Source organism: Sphingomonas sp. KC8 (genome assembly GCF_002151445.1).
Taxonomy (GTDB): Bacteria; Pseudomonadota; Alphaproteobacteria; order Sphingomonadales; family Sphingomonadaceae; genus Sphingomonas_E.
The window spans coordinates 2,082,547-2,103,808 of the sequence record NZ_CP016306.1 but is presented as its reverse complement, the minus strand read 5'-3'; the positions used below and the strand labels follow the sequence as shown (position 1 = coordinate 2,103,808).

Here is a 21,262-nt window from a genome sequence, read left to right as displayed (position 1 = left end):
GACATTTCTATGAAGGGATGGCCCGGTGCCTGCAGCGCGATCGCAAACCAATGTGGTGAACCTTGCCCTGGTCAAGCTGGGCAGTTCGACGCGGATCCTGTCGCTGGAAGAGGGCTCCGCGGTCGCGAATGCGGCGCGGACCGCCTGGGATACGGTGCTTGAGGCAACGCTTGCCTCGCACCCATGGAATTTCGCCATTCGCCGCAAGGCATTGGGGGCTGACGCGGCAGCGCCGGCGTTCGGTTATGCGCGCTCATTCACCTTGCCGCCTGATTGCCTGCGCTGGTTGCCGCAAGAGGAAATGCGGCGGATAAGTCCGATCTGGCCGATCGATGATGACGGCGTGGATTATTGCGGTGGCGGTAATACGCGGCGCGAAGGCAATAAGCTTTTGTCGAACCGCGCCGCGCCGTTGCCGATCATCTATATCGGCCGCGAGGATAATCCGGCGATGTGGTCGCCTGGGTTCGTGATGACGCAATCGGCGAGCCTGGCAGTCGAGCTTTGCGAGGCGGTCACCGGATCCAGCGAGATCGACACCAAGCTCGAGCGACGACTGAATGGCTGGATCGCCGAGGGCAAGCGCCTCGACGGCATGGAAACGCCGCCCGAGGATATGGGTGATATCGGCGGCTATAGCTGGCTGGACGCGCTCGCATGAGCCGCGCCACAAAAATGCAGACGAGCTTCAACGGCGGGGAATTTAGCCCGCGCATGTTCGGGCGCGTCGACCAGGCCGTTTACGAAATCGGTGTCGCCGAGTGCGAAAACTTCGTGCCGGTGATCCAGGGGCCAGTGGTCAAGCGGTCGGGCACAATCTACGTCGAGACGCCCAAGGCACAATGCCGCCTGATCCCATTCGTTCCGTTCACCACGCAAGGCTATGTGATTGAAGCGTCGGCGGCGGCGTTTCGATTTTACACCAACAATAGCCGCATCGAAACCGCGCCCGGGGTGGCATATCAGGTGACCACGCCGTGGACCTGGGCGCAGCTCAACGTGCTCGACGTCCAGCCATCCGTCGATGTTCTTTATCTGGTCCACGGGCAAACATCGCCAAGAGTCCTCGCCCGCACTGGCGCCGAGACGTTCGCCCTGTCCGAGCTGGTGTTGAAGAACGGCCCTTTCGACGACGACAATACCGACGAAACCCTGACTGTGACAGCCGATGGCACGACAGGCAGCATTACGATCACGTCATCCGGACCCCTGTTCGTCGCGGGCCATGTAGGCGGGCTTATGCGTCTTGAGGCGCAGGATTTTGCCGCGATTACCGCGTGGGAGCCAGGCTATAACGGTGTCATCGTCGGGGCGTTGCGGCGATCCGAGGCGAAGGTCTATTATGCAGCGACTGCAGGGCGCAGCGGAACGGTGCAGCCGATCCACACGCAAGGCGCCGAATGGGATGGCGTGGTCGTTGGCAAGGATATCAACGACAAGGATGCAGGCGGTATCCTCTGGCAGTATCGCCATGATAAATACGGCATTGTCAAAATCACCGGCTACACCTCGCCGACACAGGTGACGGCCGAAGTGGTGCGGCGGTTGCCTGACAGCCTGACGTCGACCGCCAGCTGGCGCTGGGCGCTTGGCGCATTTTCAACCGCCAATGGCTGGCCGTCGGCAGTGACGATCTGGAACGAGCGCCTGGTGCTCGCCAAGGATGCGACGCTCTACGGCTCAACGGTCGGCGGCTATGATGATTTCGGCGAACGCAATAGCGCCGGTGAGTTGACGTCTGATCGCGCCTTCCGCGTGCCGCTGCCCGATCCCAACCCGATCCTGTGGCTGGCGGCCGACCAGGAATTGCTGATCGGCGCGGCCAATGCCGAATATAAAGCGACGCGGATCCAGGGCGAAGCCCGTCCGGATATCAAGCGTCAGTCGAAATATGGATCTGGCCAGGCCAAGCCATGCGAAGCCGGTTCGCGGATGCTGTTCGTCCAGAAGGCAGGCCGCAAGGTTCGCGAGATCGACTATAATTATCAGCGCGATCGCTATCAGGCGCCGGATTTAACCGTTGTCGCCGAGCATCTGGGCAAGCGCAAGATCCTCGGCCTGACCTATCAGCAGGAGCCCGACAGCCTGGTCTGGGCCTGGCGGGCCGATGGACTGTTGCTGTCGCTGACCTACTCGCCCGAGGAACAGGTGAAGGGGTGGGCGCGCCATCCGCTGGGTGGAGACACGCTGGTCGAGTGGGCGACGTGCATCCCGGATCCTGATGGCGATCGCGATCAGCTGTGGCTGGCGACCCGGCGGGGCGGCAAACGGGCAATCGTGCGGATGGCACCGCTGTGGGAAGTTGGTGACAGCCGCAACGAGGCGTTTTTTGTCGATTGTGGCCTGTCTTATCAAGGGCCGACAGCACAGATGATTTCCGGGCTGGGCCATCTCGAGGGGGAGACGGTGAAGATCCTCGCCGATGGATCGCCGCACCCGGACCGGATCGTCGAGGGGGGCGCGATCACGCTCGCGGAATCTCGCGCATCGACCGTTGTCCATATCGGACGTGGCTATAGCGGGCGGTTGAAGACGCTGGCGATCGAGGCTGGCGGCCAGGACGGGACAGCGCAGGGCAAGCGCAAGCGGATCATATCGGTTGTACTCCGCATGCTCGAGACGCTGGGGGTCAGCATCGGCGTCCAGGGGCTGCCGTCCCAACCCATCGAGCACCGGCTTTCCCTGGATGCCATGAACCGGGCGGTGCCGCTGTTCACGGGCGACCATGAAATCAACACCATCGGCCAACACGAGCGCTTCGGGCAGATAGAGATCAGTTCGGATCAACCACTTCCGGCGTGCCTACTGGCCACCATCCCCGTGCTGGAGACCGCGCCGCGATGATCGAGATCATCCCCTTTGAACCCATCGACCTGACGCGGATCCGCGTCCAGGCTGAGCAGTCGATCGAAACGATGGGCGGGGCGGCGCTGACCGTCGAGCATGGTGACTATCTGGCAGCCGCCGGCCCGGCCTACACCGTGTTGCGCCATCGCGTGCCGGTGGTTGCCGCCGGCGTCGTCGAGAATGACGCGTACCATGCCACCGCCTGGGCCGTTCTTTCGGGGGACATTGGCGTCGGCATCGTCGCTTTGACGCGCGCGATCGGCCGTTTCCTCGCCTGCGACGAATATGTCCGCGTTGACACGCTGGTGCGGACCGATTTCGTGCGCGGCCATCGGTGGGCGCGGATGCTGGGTTTTCAGCGCGAAGGCACGCTGCACCGCTGGCGCGCCGGCACGACAGATTTCGACATGTATGCGCGGATCCGGGGAGAAGTGGCACATGGCTGATCCGATCACGATCGGGATCATGGCCCTGCAGGCTGCCGGCCCGATCATGCAGGGGCAAGCCGATTACAAGGCTGGCATGGCCAATGCGCGCGCGGCCGATGCCAATGCGCAGCAAGCCGAAGTCAGTGGCGTGATGGAAGAGGCGGAGATCCGCCGGCGATCGCGGATGGCGCAGGGTGATGCCATTTCGGAGATGGGCGCCGGCGGGATCCAGCTCGGCACCGGGACCGCGCTGGAAGTGCTGCGCGAAAGCGCGATCAACGCCGAATTCGACGTGCTGGCATCGCGCTACACGTCCAGCAGCCAGGCGCGGGCGTATCGCGCCGACGCATCGGCCTCCCGCAGCGCGGCCAAGAGCGCCAGGATCGGTGGCTTTCTGCGCGCCGGGGCGGCTGTGCTGTCCGGTTCAAGCGCGATGGGCAACGCTTCGAAGCTGGCGGGGGCGTCGGCCGCATCACGCGGATCATCGCTGCAGATGCCTCTGCCGGTGGGATCAACCAGCGCGGGCAACTTTGGCACGGTTGGTTCCACCCGCATTGGCTACGGGACAATCCGCTGATGGCTCAGGCTCCCATCTATCAGCCTGGCAATCCCGCGCCGCGTGCGATGCCGCTGCCGAACCGGAGTGCCGCCAGCTTCGGTGCCGACATCGGCGCCGGCGTCGAAGCGCTCGGCCGCGCCGTCCAGGGCGCCGCGATCGATCGCATCGAGGTCAATGATCGGGTGGCCGCGATCGAGGATCGCCGCCGGCTCGAGGAAAACCAGACGGCTGCCGCACTCGATCTGGCGCGCTTCCGGGCGGATGACGGCAAGGCGCGCATCGATGCGCGTAACAGTGCCGCGCCCGGTGCCGCCGGTCATCGCCAGGCGGTGATCGACCGGGCCGATGCGACCTATGCCGAGTTGAAGGGCAAATATACCGATCGGCGCGTCGTCAGCTGGCTCGACGAACAATATGCCGGTTATCGATCAGCCGCGGATCTCGACGAATATGAATTCGAGACTAAGTCCCGGGTCACCAAGCAATTTGATGACGGTCAGGCGATCGTTGATATCGACCGCAACAATCTATTCACCAACCCCAGCCCGACGACGTTTGCCCAAGCGATCAAGGGCATGTCGGATACTGTCGACGGATGGGAAGGGCCGGCAGCTGCCAAAGTCAAGTTTAAGCGCCAGTCGGCAGCGGGCTATGCGGACAGCTATCTGAGAGGCTTGGCGGAAGGTGATCCCGACAAGGCGGCCGCGGAGATTGCGAGCGGTCGACTAAATCCTTTCCTGGACCCGGAAAGTCTGAAGGCGATCAGTAGTTTCGTTGGCGCCCGCCAACGCGCCAGCGTCAACGAAGCCAAGGCGGCCGAGCGCGAGCGCAACGCGCAGCTCGTCGATCAGGCGAAAGACTATGAACTGTCGATCGACGCCGGCATTCCGGTCGCGCCCGACAAGCTGACGTCCGCAATCGCGCAGGCGGCGGCGGCGGGAAAGCCTGAGCTGGCTGAGCGTCTGCGGGTCAAGGGCACGAAGAATCTGGTGGTGACGGCGATCGGCAAGGCGTCACCGCTCGAGGTGCGCGGCTATATTTCCGACCTTGATGCGCGGATCCGCGCGAACCCGAACGACATCGAGGCGCGCACGCAGCGGCAGGGCGCCGAAGAGTTCCGATCGACGATGGAAACAGGGCTGGAACGCGATCCGATGGGGTGGGCGTCGCGGCAGGGCATCGTGACGCTCGAGCCGTTGACCGATGCCGCGTCCGCCGGGCGACGGGCTGGCGCTGCGCTGAAGGTGCAGGCTCGCTACGGCCTCGCTCGCGTCCCGGTGCTGCTGGCGGAGGAAGTGGATACGCTGAAAAGCCAGATGGAGAAGGGTGGCGACACCCGGCGGAATGCTCTCGGCATCATCCGTGGTATGGCGCAGTTCGCACCCGAAGCTCTCAGCCAGGTTGCCGGCAATGACGCCTTCACAGGTCATATCGCCTGGTTGGCCACCGGCCCTGCTGGTGTTGGCCTGGCCGACGCCGTGTTTGCCGGCAAGGATGCGTTAAAGGCTGATCCAAAGCTGATCGACAAGGATCGTGCTGCCCGCGAATTTACCGATGCCATCGGCACCGCGTTGGGCCGATCACCGCCGCAGCGGCAGGCGTTGTTGCAAACCACATCCGCGCTTTATGCCGCGCGCCATGGTCGGTCGGGTGAATTCGATCCGGCGCTGTTCCGCCGCGAATTGCAGCATGCCGCCGGCGCCACGCGTCGTCCCAATGGGGATGTGCAGGGCGGTTTGAGCGAACGCGGCGGCGTCACCTACCTCGTCCCGCGCGACATGACGGTCGATGAAGTCGAGCGCGCCATCGACGGCGCATCGATCACGCAATGGCGCAAGGGCTTGGGTGGCAATATGCCAGATTTTCGCGCAGCCGCCGGACCGTCCACCGGCGGCCTGTTCACCACGGGCGTCGCACCCGGCCCCGAAGGTGACGTCGAAAAGTTGCGCAATGCCCGCCTGGTCGATGCAGCGGACGGCCGATATTTCCTCGCCACCGATCGCGGCGGATCGCAGCTATTGACCGGCAAGGATGGCAAGCCGGTGGTGCTCGACATCCGCCAGCTGGGGGCCCGCCGGTGAACGGCCGCGAGGATCTGATCGACCTGCCAGGGGGAAGCTGGCAGGCGTCACCGCTGACGACGCCAGCGGCGCCACCGATGCCGAGCCTGTTCGAGGCCGCGCGCGAAGGCTGGCGATCGGGCATGGCCGGTCCTGGCATCCTCAATGGGGCTTATGCCAAAGCTGCCGCGCTCGATGAGCTGAAGGCCGGTCTTGAGGCCGGCGGCTATGCTGATCAGGTAAGCGCAATCGATCGGCGTCGATATGGCCGGCGCGATCCTGCCGATATCCGTTCGGATGCCGAACGGGATAATGAGCGCACCGATGCGCTGCTGCGCCTGGCGGGCGAGGCACGCGCGCGCAATCCCAAGCTGGTGCCTGCGTTCGCGGGCGTCACTGACCGGATCGGGCTGGATGCGATGGTGGCGCAGCGCCGGCGCGCGACCGTCGCCCAATCGGACGCGGTCTATGAACGTACGGGCGGCGGCGGGGCATTGGCCTGGTGGGGCGGGGCGCTGGCCAGTGGCGTTACCGATCCACTGTCCTGGGTACCCTTTGGCGGCGGTGCAGCTCGCGGTGTATCGTTCGGCCGCCAGATATTCAACACAGCCGCGCGGCAAGGTCTTGGGAATGCTGGCTTGCAGCTGCTGGCTGAACCGCTGATCGCGCGGGATGCCAAGTCGATCGGAATGGATTGGGGTGCGAAGGAAATCGCCCTCGATGTTGGCATGGCGGGCTTGCTCGGCAGTGTTCTCGGCGGCGGAGCCGAGGCAGTCGGTGGTGGCTTACGGGTACTGAACGGCCAACCGGCGGCGCGCGAGGTGCTGGACGCCGCGTATGTCGTCGAGCGCGATGAGTGGGCGCGATCGTCTTCGCCGTTCGCCGCAACCGACGAGGGGGCCGCAGCCCATGGCGAGAGCCTGAAAGCAGCGCTTGCGGCCCTCGAAGGGGATGCGCCGCCGGTGGCCACGGTTGCGGCGCCGTTGGCGGCCCCGCGTGGGCTGGCGCAATCGAGCGGAACCGATGCGGTGAAAGCGCGGATCCGCCATTTCGAGAGCGGCGGCAAGGATGATGCGCGCAATCCCATGCCGGGCCAGACGGCCGCAGGGCGCTATCAGTTTATCGATGATACCTGGCTGGGGCTGCACAAACAGGTGTTCGGTGAAACCGGCCAGTCGCCGGCGCAGATCATCGCGCAGAAGATGGATCCCGCCGTCCAGGAACGGCTGATGGATGCTGCGCTTGGCAATTACACCGCCGCGTTTGAGCGTGCCGGCGTCGCCCCGACTGATGGCGGGCTGTACCTGATGCATTTTCTTGGGCCGAACAAAGCGCTGGAAGTGCTGCGATCGGCACCGGGCACGCCGATGGCGTCGCTGATGTCGAAGGGCGCGATTGATGCCAATCCGGGGCTGTTGAGAGGAAAGACCGCCGGCGACGTCGTGGCCGAGATGGATCGGCGGATGGCGGGGCCGCGCGGTGCCGGCGTGCCGACGGCGATGCCGGGGATGACGGCCGATCGATATCGGCCGGGCGAGCTCACCACCGATGCGGTGGCGATGCAGTACAAAGCCGGCGGCGATGTGGATGGCGTGACCGAACGGCTGCGCGGGGTGAAGCAATGGAACCCGTTGCTGTCGGGCAAGGTGATTGTCTGGGAAGATGCCGCGGGCAGGCGTGTCGTGGCTGATGGGCATCAACGCCTTGGCCTGGCCAAGCGCGCCCAGGCGGCCGATCCGGCGGCCGATATCTGGCTGGACGCCATTACGCTGCGAGAGGCGGACGGGGTGACGGCCGACCAGGCGCGCGTGTGGGCTGCGCTGAAGAATATCGCCGAAGGATCCGGCACGTCGGTCGACGCGGCCAAGGTGTTGCGTGAAGCCGGCGAAATGTTCGAGCTGCCACCGGGCGGGATCGTTCGCGATGCGCGGGCGCTGGCGCGCCTTGGCGACGAGCCGTTCGGGGCGGTCATCAACGACGTCATCACCGCCGAACAGGGCGCCGCGATCGGCCGCGTGCTGCCCGACGATGAAGCCGCCCAGCTCGCTATGGTCGACCTGCTGGCGGCGACCAATCCCACCACGGCGCTGCAGGCCGAGACAATCGTGCGCCAGGCGGTGCTCGACGGGTTCGCCAAGGCCGAGGCCCGCGCGCAGCTGACCATGTTCGGCGATGCCGATCGGCTGCAGACGCTGTTCGTCCAGCGCGCCCGCGTGCTCGAGGATGCGCGGCGTGCGCTGAAACGGGACAAGACGACGTTCCGCAACCTCGTCGACAATGCGCGGCGGATCGAAGATACCGGAAATGTTCTGGCGCGCGGCGCCAACGCGGAAAGGCTGTCCGATGCCGATCGAGCCATCCAGCTCATCACCACCCTTGCCAATCGCGACGGGCCCGTCCGCGACGCCCTCCTTGCCGCTGTCCGGCTCTATCCCAGCGCCAACCGCCGCGCCGCCGCCGTCCGCCAGTTCCTCGACGGGATCGGCGACCTCGACCTACACGCTGTCGCCCGAGGAATGGGAGAAAGCGCCGGCGATGGTCGCTTTCCTGATGGAGCAGGACGCGGGAGCGACGTTGGAGAAGAGGCACGCGGCCTGGGTGATGAACGGGCGGAAGAGCCGGGCGAAGCCTTCCTAGACTTTGACGGGGGCGCCTCACGCGCCGGTCTCGACGATCCCCACGGGCCCAAGGCGGCCGAGCTGACCCAGCTCATCGAGCATGATGTGCGGCGGATGGCGGCGGCCGAGGCGCGTCACCCCCAAACCGACGAAACGCTGGGGGCTGCGCAACAGCGCATGGCGGACCTGTTGGCGCAGTTCCCCGGTCGCGATGGCCGGGCGCCGGGCACGATCAATATTCCTGGCGCCACGCTGGACGCCACCGGAAAATCGCGCAACGATATTCGTGCCGCGATCGTCGACATGCTGCTAGCCGGCGATGACGTTGCACGCGATCGCGTTGCGCACATCGTGCTAGGGCCACCGGCGTCCGGAAAATCCAGCTTCGCCGATCCGTTGGCGGCGGCCGAGCGCGCGCGGATTATCGACAGCGATGCCGCCAAGGTGATGTTGCCCGAGTTCGAAGACGGCATTGGCGCGATGGCGGTGCATGAGGAAAGCGCGGCGCTGGCGGCCCAAGCCCGCCGCGAAGCGATGGAGCGGGGCGACAATATGGTGCTGCCGCTGGTGGGCCGTACGGCGTCGGGAATTGATGCCGCCGTGCAGGAGCTTGCGCAAAAGGGATATCGCGTCTATGTCCATCTTGTCGACCTGCCGAACGATCAGGCAGTCAGTCGCGCGATCGCCCGCTTCGAACAGACCGGGCGCCTTGTTGATCCAGACTATATCCGCGCGGTAGGCGACACACCGAAGGCCACCTTCGAGCAGATTGTGCACGAACGTGGCAAGGAACTGGCAGGCTATGTTCATGTCTCGAATGACGTCCCCGAAGGAACAGCGCCCCGCATCGTCGCTGCATCCGACCAAGAGCTTGCCCTTCGACTGGGCGGAGATCGAGGATCGGGCGGCGGAAACGGTGCGCAAGGCGGTGGCGGACAATCCGGCGGCGACCCGCGAGGAAATCTTCGGGAAAATCTTCCCGTAGATCCCAACGTCGCGGCGCTCGCGCGGCAGCGCGCAGCGCTTGGCGCAGAAGCCCCGTTGCGGCCCACGACCGACCAGGCCGGACATCATGATCTTCCCATGTTTGAGAGCGTCGAGCAGCCAGCGCTGTTCGCGATCGGCGAAACCGTGCGTGATGGAGAACGGACGCCTGATCTGCGTTCGTCCGAGGATGTTCTTGCCGAATTTGACGCTGACGAGGCGGCGATCGCGGCGGCGAAGGATTGCCTGCTATGAGCCTGCGCGCCTGCCTTCCCGACCTGGTTGCCCAGGGCAAGGTCAACCGCGACCAGGCCGCCGAGATGGGCGAATTGTTCGATGAGCTCGAGCGCGTTTATGCGCGCCAGTTCGGCGCGCAGACGGCGGCCGCCATGGCGAGCGAGGAGACAATCGCCCGGCTTGCGACCGAAAAGGCGCTGAAACGGCGACAGGCGGTGCTGCAGATCGCGGCGCAGAAGCGGATCGTGATGGAGGCGGGCGGCTATACCCGGGCCGATGGGACCGTGGACCTGAATCGTGGTCTGTTGGCGCTGATCGACCGCGACCCCCATGGCCAGGCCAGCTATTCGAACGTCGAGGCACGCCGTAAATCGATTGTCGGCCAAGCGCATAGCGGCCTGGACAAGCTGTTCCAGCGGCATCGGCGCAACCTGGTCGGCAACGTCATGAACCCGGCGGACCTCGACAATGCGGTGCGTGCCGCGTTTGGCGAGGCGGTGGAGGATGTCGCCGCACGCGAGATCGCGATGGCCTGGGCCGGAACGGCCGAAGGCCTGCGCCAGCGGTTCAACGCCGCCGGCGGTGCGATCGGCAAGCTGGAAAATTGGGGGCTGCCGCAAAGCCATGACAGCCTGGCGGTGCGCAAGGCCGGCTATCAGGCTTGGCGGAATGCGATCCTGCCCCGGCTCGATCCCGAACGGATGACGGATAATCTGACCGGCAAGGCGTTCACGCCCGAGCGGTTGGAGCTGGCGCTGCGCGACGTGTGGGAAACCATCGCGACCGATGGCTGGTCGAGCCGATCGGCGGGGGGCATCGGCGGTAGCAAGCTGGCCAATGCGCGGGCGGATCATCGTTTCCTGATCTTCAAGTCGGCCGATGATTGGCTGGCCTACAATGACGCGTTCGGCGGCGCCAATCCGTTCGATGCGATGATGGGCCATATCGAGGGCATGGCGCGCGATATCGCCGCGCTCGAGATCCTTGGCCCCAACCCGACCGCCACGCTGCGCTGGATGCAGGATCTGGCACAGAAGGAAGGCGCGCGCATCGACGCCGCCGGCACCGCGAGGTCCTATCGCCTGGTCGACGGCGAGGCCGATCGCGCACGCCAGACCGTGCACCGCATCCAGGAATTGTGGGATGGCTATAGCGGCGCCGCGAATGCCCCGGTGAACGGCAAGGTGGCGCGTGGCTTTTCCACGCTGCGATCGGTGCTCGTATCCGCGCAGCTAGGCAGTGCCGCCGTGTCGGCGATCAGCGATCTGGGCTTTCAGAAGGTCGCCGCCCGCATGGCGGGCCTGCCGTATAATGGCGTGCTCGGCAATTACATGAAGCTGTTCACGCCGACGATGAACGACGATCAGCGCCTGGCGATCCGCTTGGGCCTGATCGCGGACGGTGCCAGCCAGATGGCGGCGGCGCAGATGCGCTATGTCGGCGAGGTTCAGGGCCGCGAGATTGCCAAGCGCCTGTCAGACGGGGTGCTGCGCGCGTCGCTGTTGTCGCCCTGGACGCAGGCCGGCAAGTGGGCGTTCGGCATGCAGTTTTTCGGAACGCTCGCCGATCATGTCGGGGTGAATTGGGCCGCGCTGCCCGATGAGCTGCGCGGCACGATGGCCCGTTATGGCATCGGCGCTGACGGGTGGGAGATCGCACGCGCCGCCCCGCTGTATGAGCATAAGGGGGCGAAATTCTTGCGGCCCGATGATGTCGATAATCCGGCGATCGCGACGAAGCTGCTGGAAATGGTGCAGACCGAAACCAGCTTCGCCGTGCCCGAAGCGAGCTTGCGCGCGCGCAGCTATTTTTCGGGTGGGCAGCCGGGGACGGTGGGCGGCGAATTCATGCGCTCCGTCATGATGTACAAGAATTTCGGCGTCACCCTGATGATGACACATGCCATGCGCGCGCTGGGCCAAAAAACGATGGGCAGCAAAGCGGCGTATGTGGCCAATCTGGTGATCGCCACCACCTTGCTCGGTGGTCTGGCGATGCAGGCGAAGGATGTTGCCAAGGGCAAGGATCCGCGCCCGATAGGATCCGTGGATTTCTGGGGTGCGGCCCTGCTGCAGGGCGGCGGCATGGGCGTCGCCGGCGACTTCCTGTTCTCCGACGTGAACCGCTTCGGGGGTGGCCTGCCAGTCACACTGGCGGGGCCGGTGGCGTCGTTCGTGGATGATACGCGTCGGCTGACCCTGGGTAATGCACTGCAGCTGCCCGGCGATGAGCCGACCAACTTCGGCCGCGAGCTCACCCGCTTCGTCGGCAAATATACGCCGGGATCTTCGATCTGGTATTCGCGGCTCGCCTTCCAGCGCGTGCTGCTCGACCAGCTGCAATATGAGCTGGATCCCGACGCGGCCAAGGCATTCAGCCGCCTTGAAGATCGTGCTTGGAAAGATTTCGGACAGAACTATTATTGGGCTCCCGGTGAACTCACCCCCGACCGGGCGCCTGCAATCGAGGCGCTCGCTCAAGGGGGTTAGAATGACGGTCAATTCGGGACCAAGCTCCCAGGCGTTCAGCTGCGATGGCGCCACCACCGCCTGGTCGCTCGCCGATATCCAGTTCCTGCAGCCGCTTGACCTGCTCGTCACCTTGGTGGCGGCTGACGGCGCGCGGACCGAATTGACCGAAGGGGTGGGTTACACGCTTGCCGGCGACGGCATGGCGAATTCAGCGACCCTTACCCGCGCGCCGGCGGACGCGATTGGTAACAAGATTGAGGTGCTTCGCAGCACTGCGCGGGTTCAGAAAGCTGATTATGTCAGCAACGATCCGTTCCCCGCCGAAGCCCATGAGCGGGAACTGGATCGCCGCGCGCTGATCGAGCAGGAGCAGGACGATGCGCATCTGAAACTGGATACCCGCGCGGTCAAGGTGCAGGACGGGGAAGTCGCCCCGACCCTGGCGCCGGTGGCGACGCGTGCGTCCAAATATGCGGCGTTCGACGTCAACGGGAACTGGCAGTTCCTCGACGGCCAGGCGCCGCCCGATCAGATCCTGCTGCCTGCCGGCTCCGACCTTGTCGGCTTCTCGCACGGCGTCACCTATAAGCCCGGCACGGTCGGAAACCGCCTGGGCCGGATGGTCTATGTCACCGATGCGCCATATAATGCGAAGGGCGATGGTGTCGCGAACGATACCGTCGCGATCGCGTCAGCACTCTTCAGCGGTGCTGCCCACATCCATTTTCCACCCGGCACCTACAACATCACGTCGATGACGTGGATTTTGAACAGCAAGCTGATCACGTTTGCTGTTGGTGCGAAGATTTTTGGCATTGCGACATCGGCGCAGAATGCGATCGTGCGGCTGCACAATTTTCGCAACTGCCGGATCGAGAACATGGCCCTCGAGACCGATGGGGCGGCGATCGCGCCGGTGTATCATCAGAATTATGGCTGCGCGCTGCAGTTTACTTCGGACAGCGGCGCTGGGCCGACCCAGTTCGTGACGATCGACGGCCTCTGGATCCGATACATCAAGGCGGGCATCGTCAACGGCAACCTGCTGGGCCAGGCAGCCCAGGCGTCATTCCCCCAATCAGAAATCTTCATCCGCGACTATCGCCAGCGCGGAGTGCTGCAGCCTTATTATGGCAACGCCACCAATTCTTATATCACGACCACAGGCTCGACCTACGTTCCTCAGAAATTCGAGGCGAGCAGTAGTTGGTGGGACGATGCCCAGGGTTTTTGCCTGCGCAACGATATTGGTGAAGTTGTCTCGATCGGTGACGAATTCCAGCGTGCGGTGACGGCTGGCTTCAATATTTACGGCAAGGGCATCACGATCATCGCGCCGATCTGGGAGCATACCTGCCCCAACTACATTACCGGCGATGTGACGATCGCGGACATCGCGAACGGATATTTTGGGTCCAGCTCGGGCGTGCCGTTCATCATCGACCCGGCGGCGAAAGGCCGGTTGAGGCTGCGTAACTGTAATATGCGGCGGCCGGACGGGACGGCCAGTTCGTCGCGATCGTTGTTCGCCGATTGCAAGAACAATGATGACTTCCAGGTCATCATTGAAAGCACGCGTCTCAAAGAATGGGCCTATCAGACGAATGCCGGCAACGCGCATCTTGTGTTGGGCGGCAAGGCGCTATTCCGCGATCTCGAAATCGATAATTCGCAGTCGACACAGCCTAGTTGGCGGCTCAACTCGGAGCCACGCCCGATCACAGCGTTCGACACGACCGGCGCGTCGATGGCGACGGCCGCGAACCTGACGGCGAAGGGTGGGTGGACCGTGACCGGCGCGCCTGCCGGCGCATCGTTCAACAAATACACGGCCGATCTGCCGCCCGGAGCAACGTCGGCTATCCAGTTCACCACTGTCGCCACCTCGATGACGGTGACGACCCCGACCGGCACAGCCGGGCATCCGGTGGTTCACGCCAAGGATCATATCGTCAAAATGCAGCTCAAGGGCATTGGCGCGACGATAACGAACTTCTCGGTTGCGGTGATTTGGTACGATTACGCTGGGTCGCAGATTTCGGTGTCGACTGTTTTTGCGGCGGATAAGGCTCGGCTCGACACTAATGGGTTTGATACCTGGCAGGAACTGCGTGCGCCTGCCGCTGCGCCTGCCGACGCGGTGTTCGCGGCATTTCAGGTTGTAGGCGGCGCCACCTCGGATGTGGTCATCACTGGATTGCGGTTAGAATGAGCCGCGATTGCTCCACACCGCCGCGCGACGAGCGCGCCAATCTGCTGGCCTGCTACCGCTCGGGCCAGATCAGCGAACGCCAGTGGCAAGAGCATCTGAGCGATCCGGGATTCAGGGCTTGGATCGAGGCCCAGCGCGTCGACCCAGATCGGGGCGTCGGCCGATGATGAACCAGAATGAAAGATCGAAAATGACGAAGCTGGAATGGGGCGTCGTGTTCAGTGTGCTCGCCTCCGCCGCCAGCCTCATCTTCAGCGCCGGCGTCGTGTGGACGACTGTCCAGGTCCATGACCGGGACATCTCTGCCCTGAAAACCAAGGGCGATGAGACGACCGATCGCCTCGCCCGCATGGAAACGAAGATCGACATGCTGCTCGAGCAGCGAATTTCCAAATCGGGGGGAATGTGATGGCGGTGTTCAATCATCAGGCGTTTTTCGATGCTGCGCGATCGCGCGTGTTTGGTGGCAAACTGTCCCAGGCGCAGGTCGACGGGCTCAATGCGGCGTTGAACGTCGGATTTGGCATTTCGTCGGTCGGGCGTGCTCCGGCATCTGCGGTTCCCTGGCTGGTCGAGGCGAATAAGGACATGGGCCTTGCCGAGATCCCCGGCGTGAAACACGCGCCCCGGATCCTGAAAATGCTGGTGATGCTGCGCTATCCGTTTTCGGATGATGAAACGCCCTGGTGCGGCACCGCGATGGCGGCCTGGATGAAACAGGCGGCTATCGAGCCGCCGGCGGCGGGCTATCGCGCGCTCAACTGGGCAAGTTGGGGTGTGGCGTGCTCGCCTCAAGTGGGCGCGATCGGCGTCAAGAAGCGTCCCGAGGGCAACCATGTTTTTCTGATCGTCGGGGAAACGGCCGACAAGCGCTATTTCAAGGCGCTGGGTGCCAACCAGTCGAACGCGGTGAACATCCAGGATGTCCTGAAAGAGCAGGCGTTCGCGATCCGTTGGCCGGCGGGCGTGCCTGTCGCCGGCATCCCGCTGCCAGTGATGCCAGCGGGCAAGATCTCAAAGGCCGAAGCATGACCGATAACGAGGTGCAGGACGTGCTCCGCGCCGCCGCGAAGGATGCCGCCAGCGCGCGCAACACGGCGTGGCCGCCTCGCGATTGGCGGATGCTGGTTGCCCTCTGCTTCCTTGGCGGCGGCGGCATAGCGATGACGATCCTGGCATGGCGGATCACCACGCTGACCGCAGACAAATCGGCCAGTCCATGGCCGCTCGCTTATGCGCTCTACGGCGTGCTCGGTCTGATCGCGGTGGTGCTGACTGGCTTCTCCTATGTGCTCGGCAAGCGCGCCTGGAGCTTCAAGGCCGGCGCGATCGAGGGTTCGACCAGTGGCGGCGATGAGATCGAAGGGGTGGTGCAATGAGTCCCTGGCTGATCATCGCCGGCGTGGCCGCGCTCGGCGCCAGCTATGTCGGCGGCCGTATGGATGGCCAGAAGATCGAACAGTCGGGGCAGCTACGGGCCGAACGGGCGGCGGCGAAGGTCCGCGTCGAACTGCAGGGCAAGAATGATCAATCGGGCACGGCGTCGGCCGAGCGGGAAACGCAGCGCCAGGGCGATGTGAGGGAGATCTATCGTGAAACGGAAAAGATCATCGAGCGGCCTGTCTATTCTGCTCGCTGCATCGATGCTGACGGGGTGCGCCTCCTCGAGCGCGCCGCCGCCCTCGGCAATGGTGAGGGTGTCACCGCACCTGCTGGCGGCGCCGGCGAAGCTGCCCCGGCCGCGCACGACGGCGCAAGGGGAACAAGCGGGCAGCCAGTGCCTCTCGTCCCAGCTGGAGCTCTATGACGTCGCTGGCGGGATCCGCGCGGCCTACATCGAGCTGCAGGCCCAGGTGAGGCTGCTGCAGTCCGGCGGGGGCAAGTGATGGGCGGGTTCGGAACGCTCGAACTGGGGCTGGATTTTGGAAGCGTGGGGGCGACCGCGCCGCCAGCGCCCGATCCGGTCGATCTGGCGGTGACCTTCGCCGACAATTTCGCCGGCACGGATGGACAGTTGCTCCGCAACCGCACCGGCTGGGCGGCCTATAATGTGTCCGGGTCGACCGCAAACACGCGCGATAGCTGGCGCATCACCGGCGCGCGCGCGGTCAAGACAGTGACCGATTATACCGCCCCGGGCGTCCACCTGATCGCCCACGACGCGGGATCGGTCGATCAATATTTCGAAGTGACCGTTTCCGGCCAGCCCTTGGATCTGGGCCTTGCTGGCAGCACCAATAACCAGCGCCTGCGCGTCCAGTTCCTCAATGCCGGGGCGTTGCTCGTCCAGAAGATTGAGGCAGGCGCAGAGACGAACCTTGCCAGCGCAGTCTATTCAAACTGGCAGGTCTCCAATCTCGTGGCCGGTGACCGCTTCGGGCTGTTGCTGCGCGGTACCAAGCTGCGCCTGTTCAAAAACGGCGTGATGCTCGCGAACTCAGACGGCATCCCATATGAGGCCGACATCGGCGGTTTCGCCAAGGGCACCCTTGCCGGCATGTCCAGTTACGAATGGGGCGATCCTGCCGATTGGTGGGTCGACGACGTGCTGATCCAAGGGCTGACCAGCGACACCCTGACGCTGACAACGCCACCGCTGTTCGTCGTTGCGGATGTCGCGTGGGACGACGCTCTGGCGATGGACCTGCCGGTGGACAGCCAGCTGACCCTCTCGGGCAATTATACCGGCCTCCAGCCCAGCCATATCGATTATCGGCTGAGGGCCTTTCCTTCGGGCGTGGTCGTTCAGGACTGGCAGCCCGCGACAAACGCGACGATCGGCGGCGGGACATGGCAGGCGACGGCAAGCATACCACCCGGCGGCCCGTATCGGGTCGAAGTCCGCAAGCGCAACAACACCAGCTGCTGGACGCAGGCGGCGACCCAGATTTCCTGCGGGCCTGCCGTTGCCGGATACGGCCAGAGCTACATGGGCGGACGGGTAGAATCCGGATCGGTCACCAGCGACTCGCGGATCTTCTATCACCGGTCAAACATCGATACCGGCATCGAACCGGGCTGGATGCTCGCGGCCAACAGCAACATTGGCCCACTGCTGACGAAACTGGCCGATATGTACTCGGCAAAGATGGGGCGCACGATCCCGGCCGCCTTTGTCGGCGCGGGCAAAGCCGGCGTGGGCATCACTGCACTGCATCCGACGCTCGGCACGCCAAACGAGGACAAGTTCACCGGCGGCGGCGCGACAGCGACCTACTGGCAGCAGCTTACCGGGATCCTGACGCGGGCCAATGCGATCGGCAAAGTGGCGGCGTTCCTGTGGGATCATGGCGCGGGCAACGAGTTGAACGCGGCGGGCTGGAACGCCTATCCGGACAAGCTGGATACGATCATCAGCCGGGCGCGCTCGGACTTTGCCGGCGGCCGCAACATCCCGGCGTTCACGACGATTGTCAGCCGCTATGACGACACCGTTATTCCGGCGGGTACGTCGAATGAATCGTGGACCGCGCTGCGCCGCGCCAATTTCCGTCAACAGTTCGTCACCGCGAATACGTTCGTCGGCAACCATGTGGTGGGCGTCCAGCATGGCGACCCGTACCATCTGGCAAACACGCTAGCCGGTAACGGCGAAAGCAACCGACGCGCTGGCCTGACCATGGCGAAGGTGCTGGGCGGGACCGCATATGACGGGCGCGGCCCGCGCGCGACGACGGCCACCCGTTCGGGGGCGGTGATCACGATCCCGGTTGCGCTCAGTGGGGCGGCAAGCATCGCGGCAAGCGGTGGCCTGACCGGGTTCAGGGTCGCGACCGACGTCGACCTGACAACGCCGCTGGCGATCAGCAGCGCCGTCCTGTCGGGTTCGAACATCATCGTCACCCTGGCAGCCGATCCCGGCGGGCGGGTCTATGTCGGCAATTATTGGGGCGCGAACCCCGATGCGCCGAACAAGGCCGGCGCAGTGTGGGCGATCGGCACCTATGCCGATGCGACGACGATCCCGATGGAGCCGATCGTCGATCCGATCAGGACGGCGACGTGATCTAGCGCCATTCCAACGAATCGAGAAAACTAAGTCGCGTTGGAATGAAATCCATAGCCAAGTTATTGAAATATATGGCGTGTAATATAACTACGAATCTGAGGGTCGGACGTTCGAATCGTTCCGGGCGCGCCAAAATCCCCCGCCAGTCTCAATGACTTGGCGGGGGATTTCGTTTTCGGGGTGGAATGGCCGCAAATGCACCACGCCATTAGGCGTTGGCGACGGCCCGCAGGCGATCCATGTCGCATAGCAAGATCCGGCTATAGCCGACCTCGATCAGCCCATCCCGTTCGAACGCGGACAAATGGACATTCACGGTCTTGCGGGTGAGGCCTGTCATTTCGCCCAGCAATTCCTGGCTGAGCCGGATGACCGGGTTTGGCCCTGACCCTGTTTCGTGGTGGCCGCCGGCCGCTGCCAGCAGGCGCGCGGCGATGCGTTCGCGCGGGCGCAACGAAATCACTTCGGCCGCCATACGGACGGCACTGCGCATATTGGCATAAGCGAAGCTGGCGATGGCGCGCCAGATTTCGGGCCGGCGTTCCGCTACCCGGTCCAGGGCGGTTTCTGATATTTCCAGCAGGACGCTCGGTTCCACGCAGACGGCGGTGACGAGGCGGGGGCCGCCGCTGAACCGCGTGGCATGGCCGAGGACTGCGCCCGCTTCGGCAAGGCCGATCATCACTTCCCGGTCGCCCGGTGCCGCGCAATAGGAATGGAGCACGCCCTTGACCACGACGAACAGGCCGCTGCGGTCATCCCCTTCGGCCTGCGCCCATTCCCCGATGTTGAGCCGCACGAGGCTGCCTTCCGTCACCAGGCTTTCGGCGAGTTCGACCGGATAGTCCTTCAGCCATCCTGCCTTTCGCAACACGCGAAGCGCCACATCCCGCTCGTCGCTTTTCATTTTTCCAATGTAACTTGGGTGACAGTCTGCCGCCAGCAAAACCGTTAGCCATGCTGCATATGATACAGGAGTGGGTGCAAAATGGCGGTTGCTGGTGATGGCAGGGTCATACGGATTGGCGGGGCGACGGCGTCCTTTTCGGATACCGCGCTGTCGGTTCCCCAATTGCTGGCCGGCGGGCGGCTGGATTATCTGATCTTCGATTATCTTGCCGAAGGCTCGATGGGCATTTTCGGCCGGATGCAGGCCGCCGATCCGGCGGCGGGTTATGGAACCGATTTCCTGACGGTGCACGTCGGTCCCTATCTTCACGAGATCGCCGCGCAGGGTCTGAAGGTCGTCGCCAATGCCGGTGGCGTCAATTCGGCCGGGCTTGCCGCAGCGCTTGAACGGATGATCGCCGAAGCGGGCCTGTCGCTGACCGTGGCCTTTGTCGATGGTGATGATCTGCGTCCCCGGCTGGAAGAATTGCGCGCCGCCGGCCACCGCGACATGTTCACCGGCGCGGCTTTTCCGGACAACATCATCAGTGCCAACGCCTATCTCGGCGCATTTCCGATCGCGGCGGCGCTGGGCAAGGGCGCGGACATCGTCGTCACCGGGCGGGTGGTCGACAGCGCGGTGGTGCTGGGGCCGCTGGTGCATGAATTCGGCTGGGGGCGCGACGATCTCGACCTGCTAGCCGCCGGGACGTTGGCGGGCCATCTGCTTGAATGTGGCGCGCAGGTTAGCGGCGGCACCTTCACCGACTGGCGCGACGTGCCCGACTGGGCGAATATCGGCTTCCCGATCGGCGAATGCCATGCCGATGGCAGTGTTGTGATCACCAAGCCGGAAGGCACCGGCGGGCTTGTATCGATCGGCACGGTTGCCGAACAGTTGCTGTACGAGGTCAGCGATCCGGCCGACTATATCGTCGCCGATGTGCGCTGCGACTTCAGCGACGTGAAGCTGGAACAGATCGGCAAGGACCGGGTGCGTGTGACCGGCGCGCGTGGGCGGCCACCGACCGACAGCTACAAGGTGTGCGTCACGTTCGACGGTGGCTGGCGCAGCATCGCCTATCAGCCGATTATCGGCGAGGATGCGGCCGAAAAGGCGGCGCGGCAGGCCGAGGCGCTGTTTGCCCGCGGACGGGCCTTGCTGCGCGCCCGCAACCTGCCCGATTTCACGCTGACCGATATGGTGATGATCGGGGGCGAGGCGAGCTTCGGCGCGCATGGCCACCAGCAGGGATCGCGCGAACTGATCTGCAAGCTGGTGGTTGACCACCCCGATCAGCAAGGTGCGCAAATCTTCGCGCGCGAACAATGGGCTGGGATTTCGGGGATGTCGGTCGGCACCTCGATCAACCTGGCGACCCATGTGCTGCCGATGACGGGAACATTCCTGTTCCTGCTGGACAAGCAGACGGTGGCATCGCGGATGACCTACGCTGGTGTCACGCAGGATGTGGCGGTTGCGGCCGGCACGCCGATTACCGCAGGCGCCCCGGCCGGCGGGGCGGGGCCGTCTGTCCCGGCCGATCCGGGTACAGTCGCGGTCGATCTGGTGCGGCTGGCCTGGGCGCGCAGCGGCGACAAGGGCCATTTGTTCAACGTCGCCGTCATCGCGCGCCAGCCTGAATATCTGCCCTATCTACGCGCAGCGCTGACATCCGCGGCGGTGGGCGAATGGTATCGCCACCTTGGGCCGGATGGCGAATGGCCGGATGGGCAGGCGCCGCGCGTCGATCGCTATGACGTGCCGGGCTTCCATGCGCTCAACTTCGTGATCCGCGATGCGCTGGCAGGCGGGATCAACGCGAGCACGCGGCTCGACCCTGCCGCCAAGGGCATGGCGCAAATGCTGCTGCGTTTCCCCGTGCTGGTTCCCGCCGCGCTGGCGGCGGAACTGGGCGGCGCCGCTTCGTCCGCAAAAGGAAATTGAA

Annotated in this window: 16 protein-coding genes; 15 read left to right on the top strand and 1 reads right to left on the bottom strand. The window is 64.6% G+C overall.

All coding sequences use genetic code 11. The features are described from left to right. Positions 1–25 precede the first annotated feature (25 nt). The 14 genes from KC8_RS09900 to KC8_RS09840 all read left to right on the top strand — a co-directional run bounded on the left by KC8_RS09900 (position 26) and on the right by KC8_RS09840 (position 18,422). The gene (locus KC8_RS09900; protein ID WP_010127502.1) at positions 26–661 is read left to right on the top strand and encodes a hypothetical protein; all 636 of its coding nucleotides are present in this window, start codon (positions 26–28) and stop codon (positions 659–661) included. Further along, positions 658–2,844 carry a hypothetical protein gene (locus KC8_RS09895; protein ID WP_029624813.1) on the top strand — a complete coding sequence of 729 codons (2,187 nt, stop codon included), beginning with the start codon at positions 658–660 and terminating at the stop codon, positions 2,842–2,844. The genes KC8_RS09900 and KC8_RS09895 overlap by 4 nt, the downstream gene beginning before the upstream one ends. Further along, positions 2,841–3,293, top strand: a complete 453-nt coding sequence (locus KC8_RS09890; protein WP_010127505.1) for a hypothetical protein — start codon at positions 2,841–2,843, stop codon at positions 3,291–3,293. The genes KC8_RS09895 and KC8_RS09890 overlap by 4 nt, the downstream gene beginning before the upstream one ends. Continuing rightward, positions 3,286–3,852, top strand: a complete 567-nt coding sequence (locus tag KC8_RS09885) for a hypothetical protein (protein WP_010127506.1) — start codon at positions 3,286–3,288, stop codon at positions 3,850–3,852. The genes KC8_RS09890 and KC8_RS09885 overlap by 8 nt, the downstream gene beginning before the upstream one ends. Continuing rightward, complete coding sequence (locus KC8_RS09880) at positions 3,852–5,915, top strand: hypothetical protein (RefSeq protein WP_010127507.1); 2,064 nt, start codon at positions 3,852–3,854, stop codon at positions 5,913–5,915. The genes KC8_RS09885 and KC8_RS09880 overlap by 1 nt, the downstream gene beginning before the upstream one ends. Continuing rightward, positions 5,912–9,751, top strand: coding sequence for a zeta toxin family protein (locus KC8_RS09875; RefSeq protein ID WP_010127508.1), 3,840 nt, complete (start codon positions 5,912–5,914; stop codon positions 9,749–9,751). The genes KC8_RS09880 and KC8_RS09875 overlap by 4 nt, the downstream gene beginning before the upstream one ends. Then, a complete protein-coding gene (locus tag KC8_RS09870; protein WP_010127509.1) occupies positions 9,748–12,222 on the top strand; it encodes a hypothetical protein in 2,475 nt (824 codons plus the stop codon). The genes KC8_RS09875 and KC8_RS09870 overlap by 4 nt, the downstream gene beginning before the upstream one ends. Next, a complete protein-coding gene (locus tag KC8_RS09865; RefSeq protein WP_157663912.1) occupies positions 12,116–14,416 on the top strand; it encodes a glycosyl hydrolase family 28-related protein in 2,301 nt (766 codons plus the stop codon). Before KC8_RS09870 ends, KC8_RS09865 begins: the two co-directional genes overlap by 107 nt. Further along, positions 14,413–14,583: a hypothetical protein gene (locus KC8_RS19800; RefSeq protein ID WP_157663911.1), complete on the top strand. Its 171-nt coding sequence runs from the start codon at positions 14,413–14,415 to the stop codon at positions 14,581–14,583. The genes KC8_RS09865 and KC8_RS19800 overlap by 4 nt, the downstream gene beginning before the upstream one ends. A gap of 23 nt (positions 14,584–14,606) precedes the next feature. Continuing rightward, complete coding sequence (locus tag KC8_RS09860) at positions 14,607–14,825, top strand: hypothetical protein (RefSeq protein ID WP_138956780.1); 219 nt, start codon at positions 14,607–14,609, stop codon at positions 14,823–14,825. Next, complete coding sequence (locus tag KC8_RS09855) at positions 14,825–15,448, top strand: TIGR02594 family protein (protein ID WP_010127512.1); 624 nt, start codon at positions 14,825–14,827, stop codon at positions 15,446–15,448. Before KC8_RS09860 ends, KC8_RS09855 begins: the two co-directional genes overlap by 1 nt. Then, complete coding sequence (locus KC8_RS09850; protein ID WP_010127513.1) at positions 15,445–15,795, top strand: hypothetical protein; 351 nt, start codon at positions 15,445–15,447, stop codon at positions 15,793–15,795. Before KC8_RS09855 ends, KC8_RS09850 begins: the two co-directional genes overlap by 4 nt. Next, complete coding sequence (locus KC8_RS19795; protein ID WP_010127515.1) at positions 15,792–16,223, top strand: hypothetical protein; 432 nt, start codon at positions 15,792–15,794, stop codon at positions 16,221–16,223. The genes KC8_RS09850 and KC8_RS19795 overlap by 4 nt, the downstream gene beginning before the upstream one ends. A gap of 78 nt (positions 16,224–16,301) precedes the next feature. After that, positions 16,302–18,422: a hypothetical protein gene (locus KC8_RS09840; RefSeq protein WP_010127518.1), complete on the top strand. Its 2,121-nt coding sequence runs from the start codon at positions 16,302–16,304 to the stop codon at positions 18,420–18,422. 211 nt (positions 18,423–18,633) lie between these two features. On the opposite strand, the gene KC8_RS09835 is transcribed toward KC8_RS09840, so the two are convergent. Beyond that, positions 18,634–19,332: a Crp/Fnr family transcriptional regulator gene (locus KC8_RS09835; protein WP_010127519.1), complete on the bottom strand. Its 699-nt coding sequence runs from the start codon at positions 19,330–19,332 to the stop codon at positions 18,634–18,636. An 81-nt stretch (positions 19,333–19,413) separates the two neighbouring features. Here KC8_RS09835 and KC8_RS09830 point away from each other — a divergent pair, with 81 nt between their 5' ends. Beyond that, a complete protein-coding gene (locus KC8_RS09830) occupies positions 19,414–21,261 on the top strand; it encodes an acyclic terpene utilization AtuA family protein (RefSeq protein WP_010127520.1) in 1,848 nt (615 codons plus the stop codon). The last annotated feature ends 1 nt before the right edge of the window (position 21,262 follow it).

What these genes read in the sequence shown, in the direction of transcription:
- KC8_RS09895 (WP_029624813.1), top strand. Translation starts at nt 658, where the DNA reads ATGAGCCGCGCCACAAAAATGCAGACGAGCTTCAACGGCGGGGAATTT.
- KC8_RS09890 (WP_010127505.1), top strand. Translation starts at nt 2,841, where the DNA reads ATGATCGAGATCATCCCCTTTGAACCCATCGACCTGACGCGGATCCGC.
- KC8_RS09885 (WP_010127506.1), top strand. Translation starts at nt 3,286, where the DNA reads ATGGCTGATCCGATCACGATCGGGATCATGGCCCTGCAGGCTGCCGGC.
- KC8_RS09880 (WP_010127507.1), top strand. Translation starts at nt 3,852, where the DNA reads ATGGCTCAGGCTCCCATCTATCAGCCTGGCAATCCCGCGCCGCGTGCG.
- KC8_RS09870 (WP_010127509.1), top strand. Translation starts at nt 9,748, where the DNA reads ATGAGCCTGCGCGCCTGCCTTCCCGACCTGGTTGCCCAGGGCAAGGTC.
- KC8_RS19800 (WP_157663911.1), top strand. Translation starts at nt 14,413, where the DNA reads ATGAGCCGCGATTGCTCCACACCGCCGCGCGACGAGCGCGCCAATCTG.
- KC8_RS09860 (WP_138956780.1), top strand. Translation starts at nt 14,607, where the DNA reads ATGACGAAGCTGGAATGGGGCGTCGTGTTCAGTGTGCTCGCCTCCGCC.
- KC8_RS09855 (WP_010127512.1), top strand. Translation starts at nt 14,825, where the DNA reads ATGGCGGTGTTCAATCATCAGGCGTTTTTCGATGCTGCGCGATCGCGC.
- KC8_RS09850 (WP_010127513.1), top strand. Translation starts at nt 15,445, where the DNA reads ATGACCGATAACGAGGTGCAGGACGTGCTCCGCGCCGCCGCGAAGGAT.
- KC8_RS19795 (WP_010127515.1), top strand. Translation starts at nt 15,792, where the DNA reads ATGAGTCCCTGGCTGATCATCGCCGGCGTGGCCGCGCTCGGCGCCAGC.
- KC8_RS09840 (WP_010127518.1), top strand. Translation starts at nt 16,302, where the DNA reads ATGGGCGGGTTCGGAACGCTCGAACTGGGGCTGGATTTTGGAAGCGTG.
- KC8_RS09835 (WP_010127519.1), bottom strand. Translation starts at nt 19,332, where the DNA reads ATGAAAAGCGACGAGCGGGATGTGGCGCTTCGCGTGTTGCGAAAGGCA.
- KC8_RS09830 (WP_010127520.1), top strand. Translation starts at nt 19,414, where the DNA reads ATGGCGGTTGCTGGTGATGGCAGGGTCATACGGATTGGCGGGGCGACG.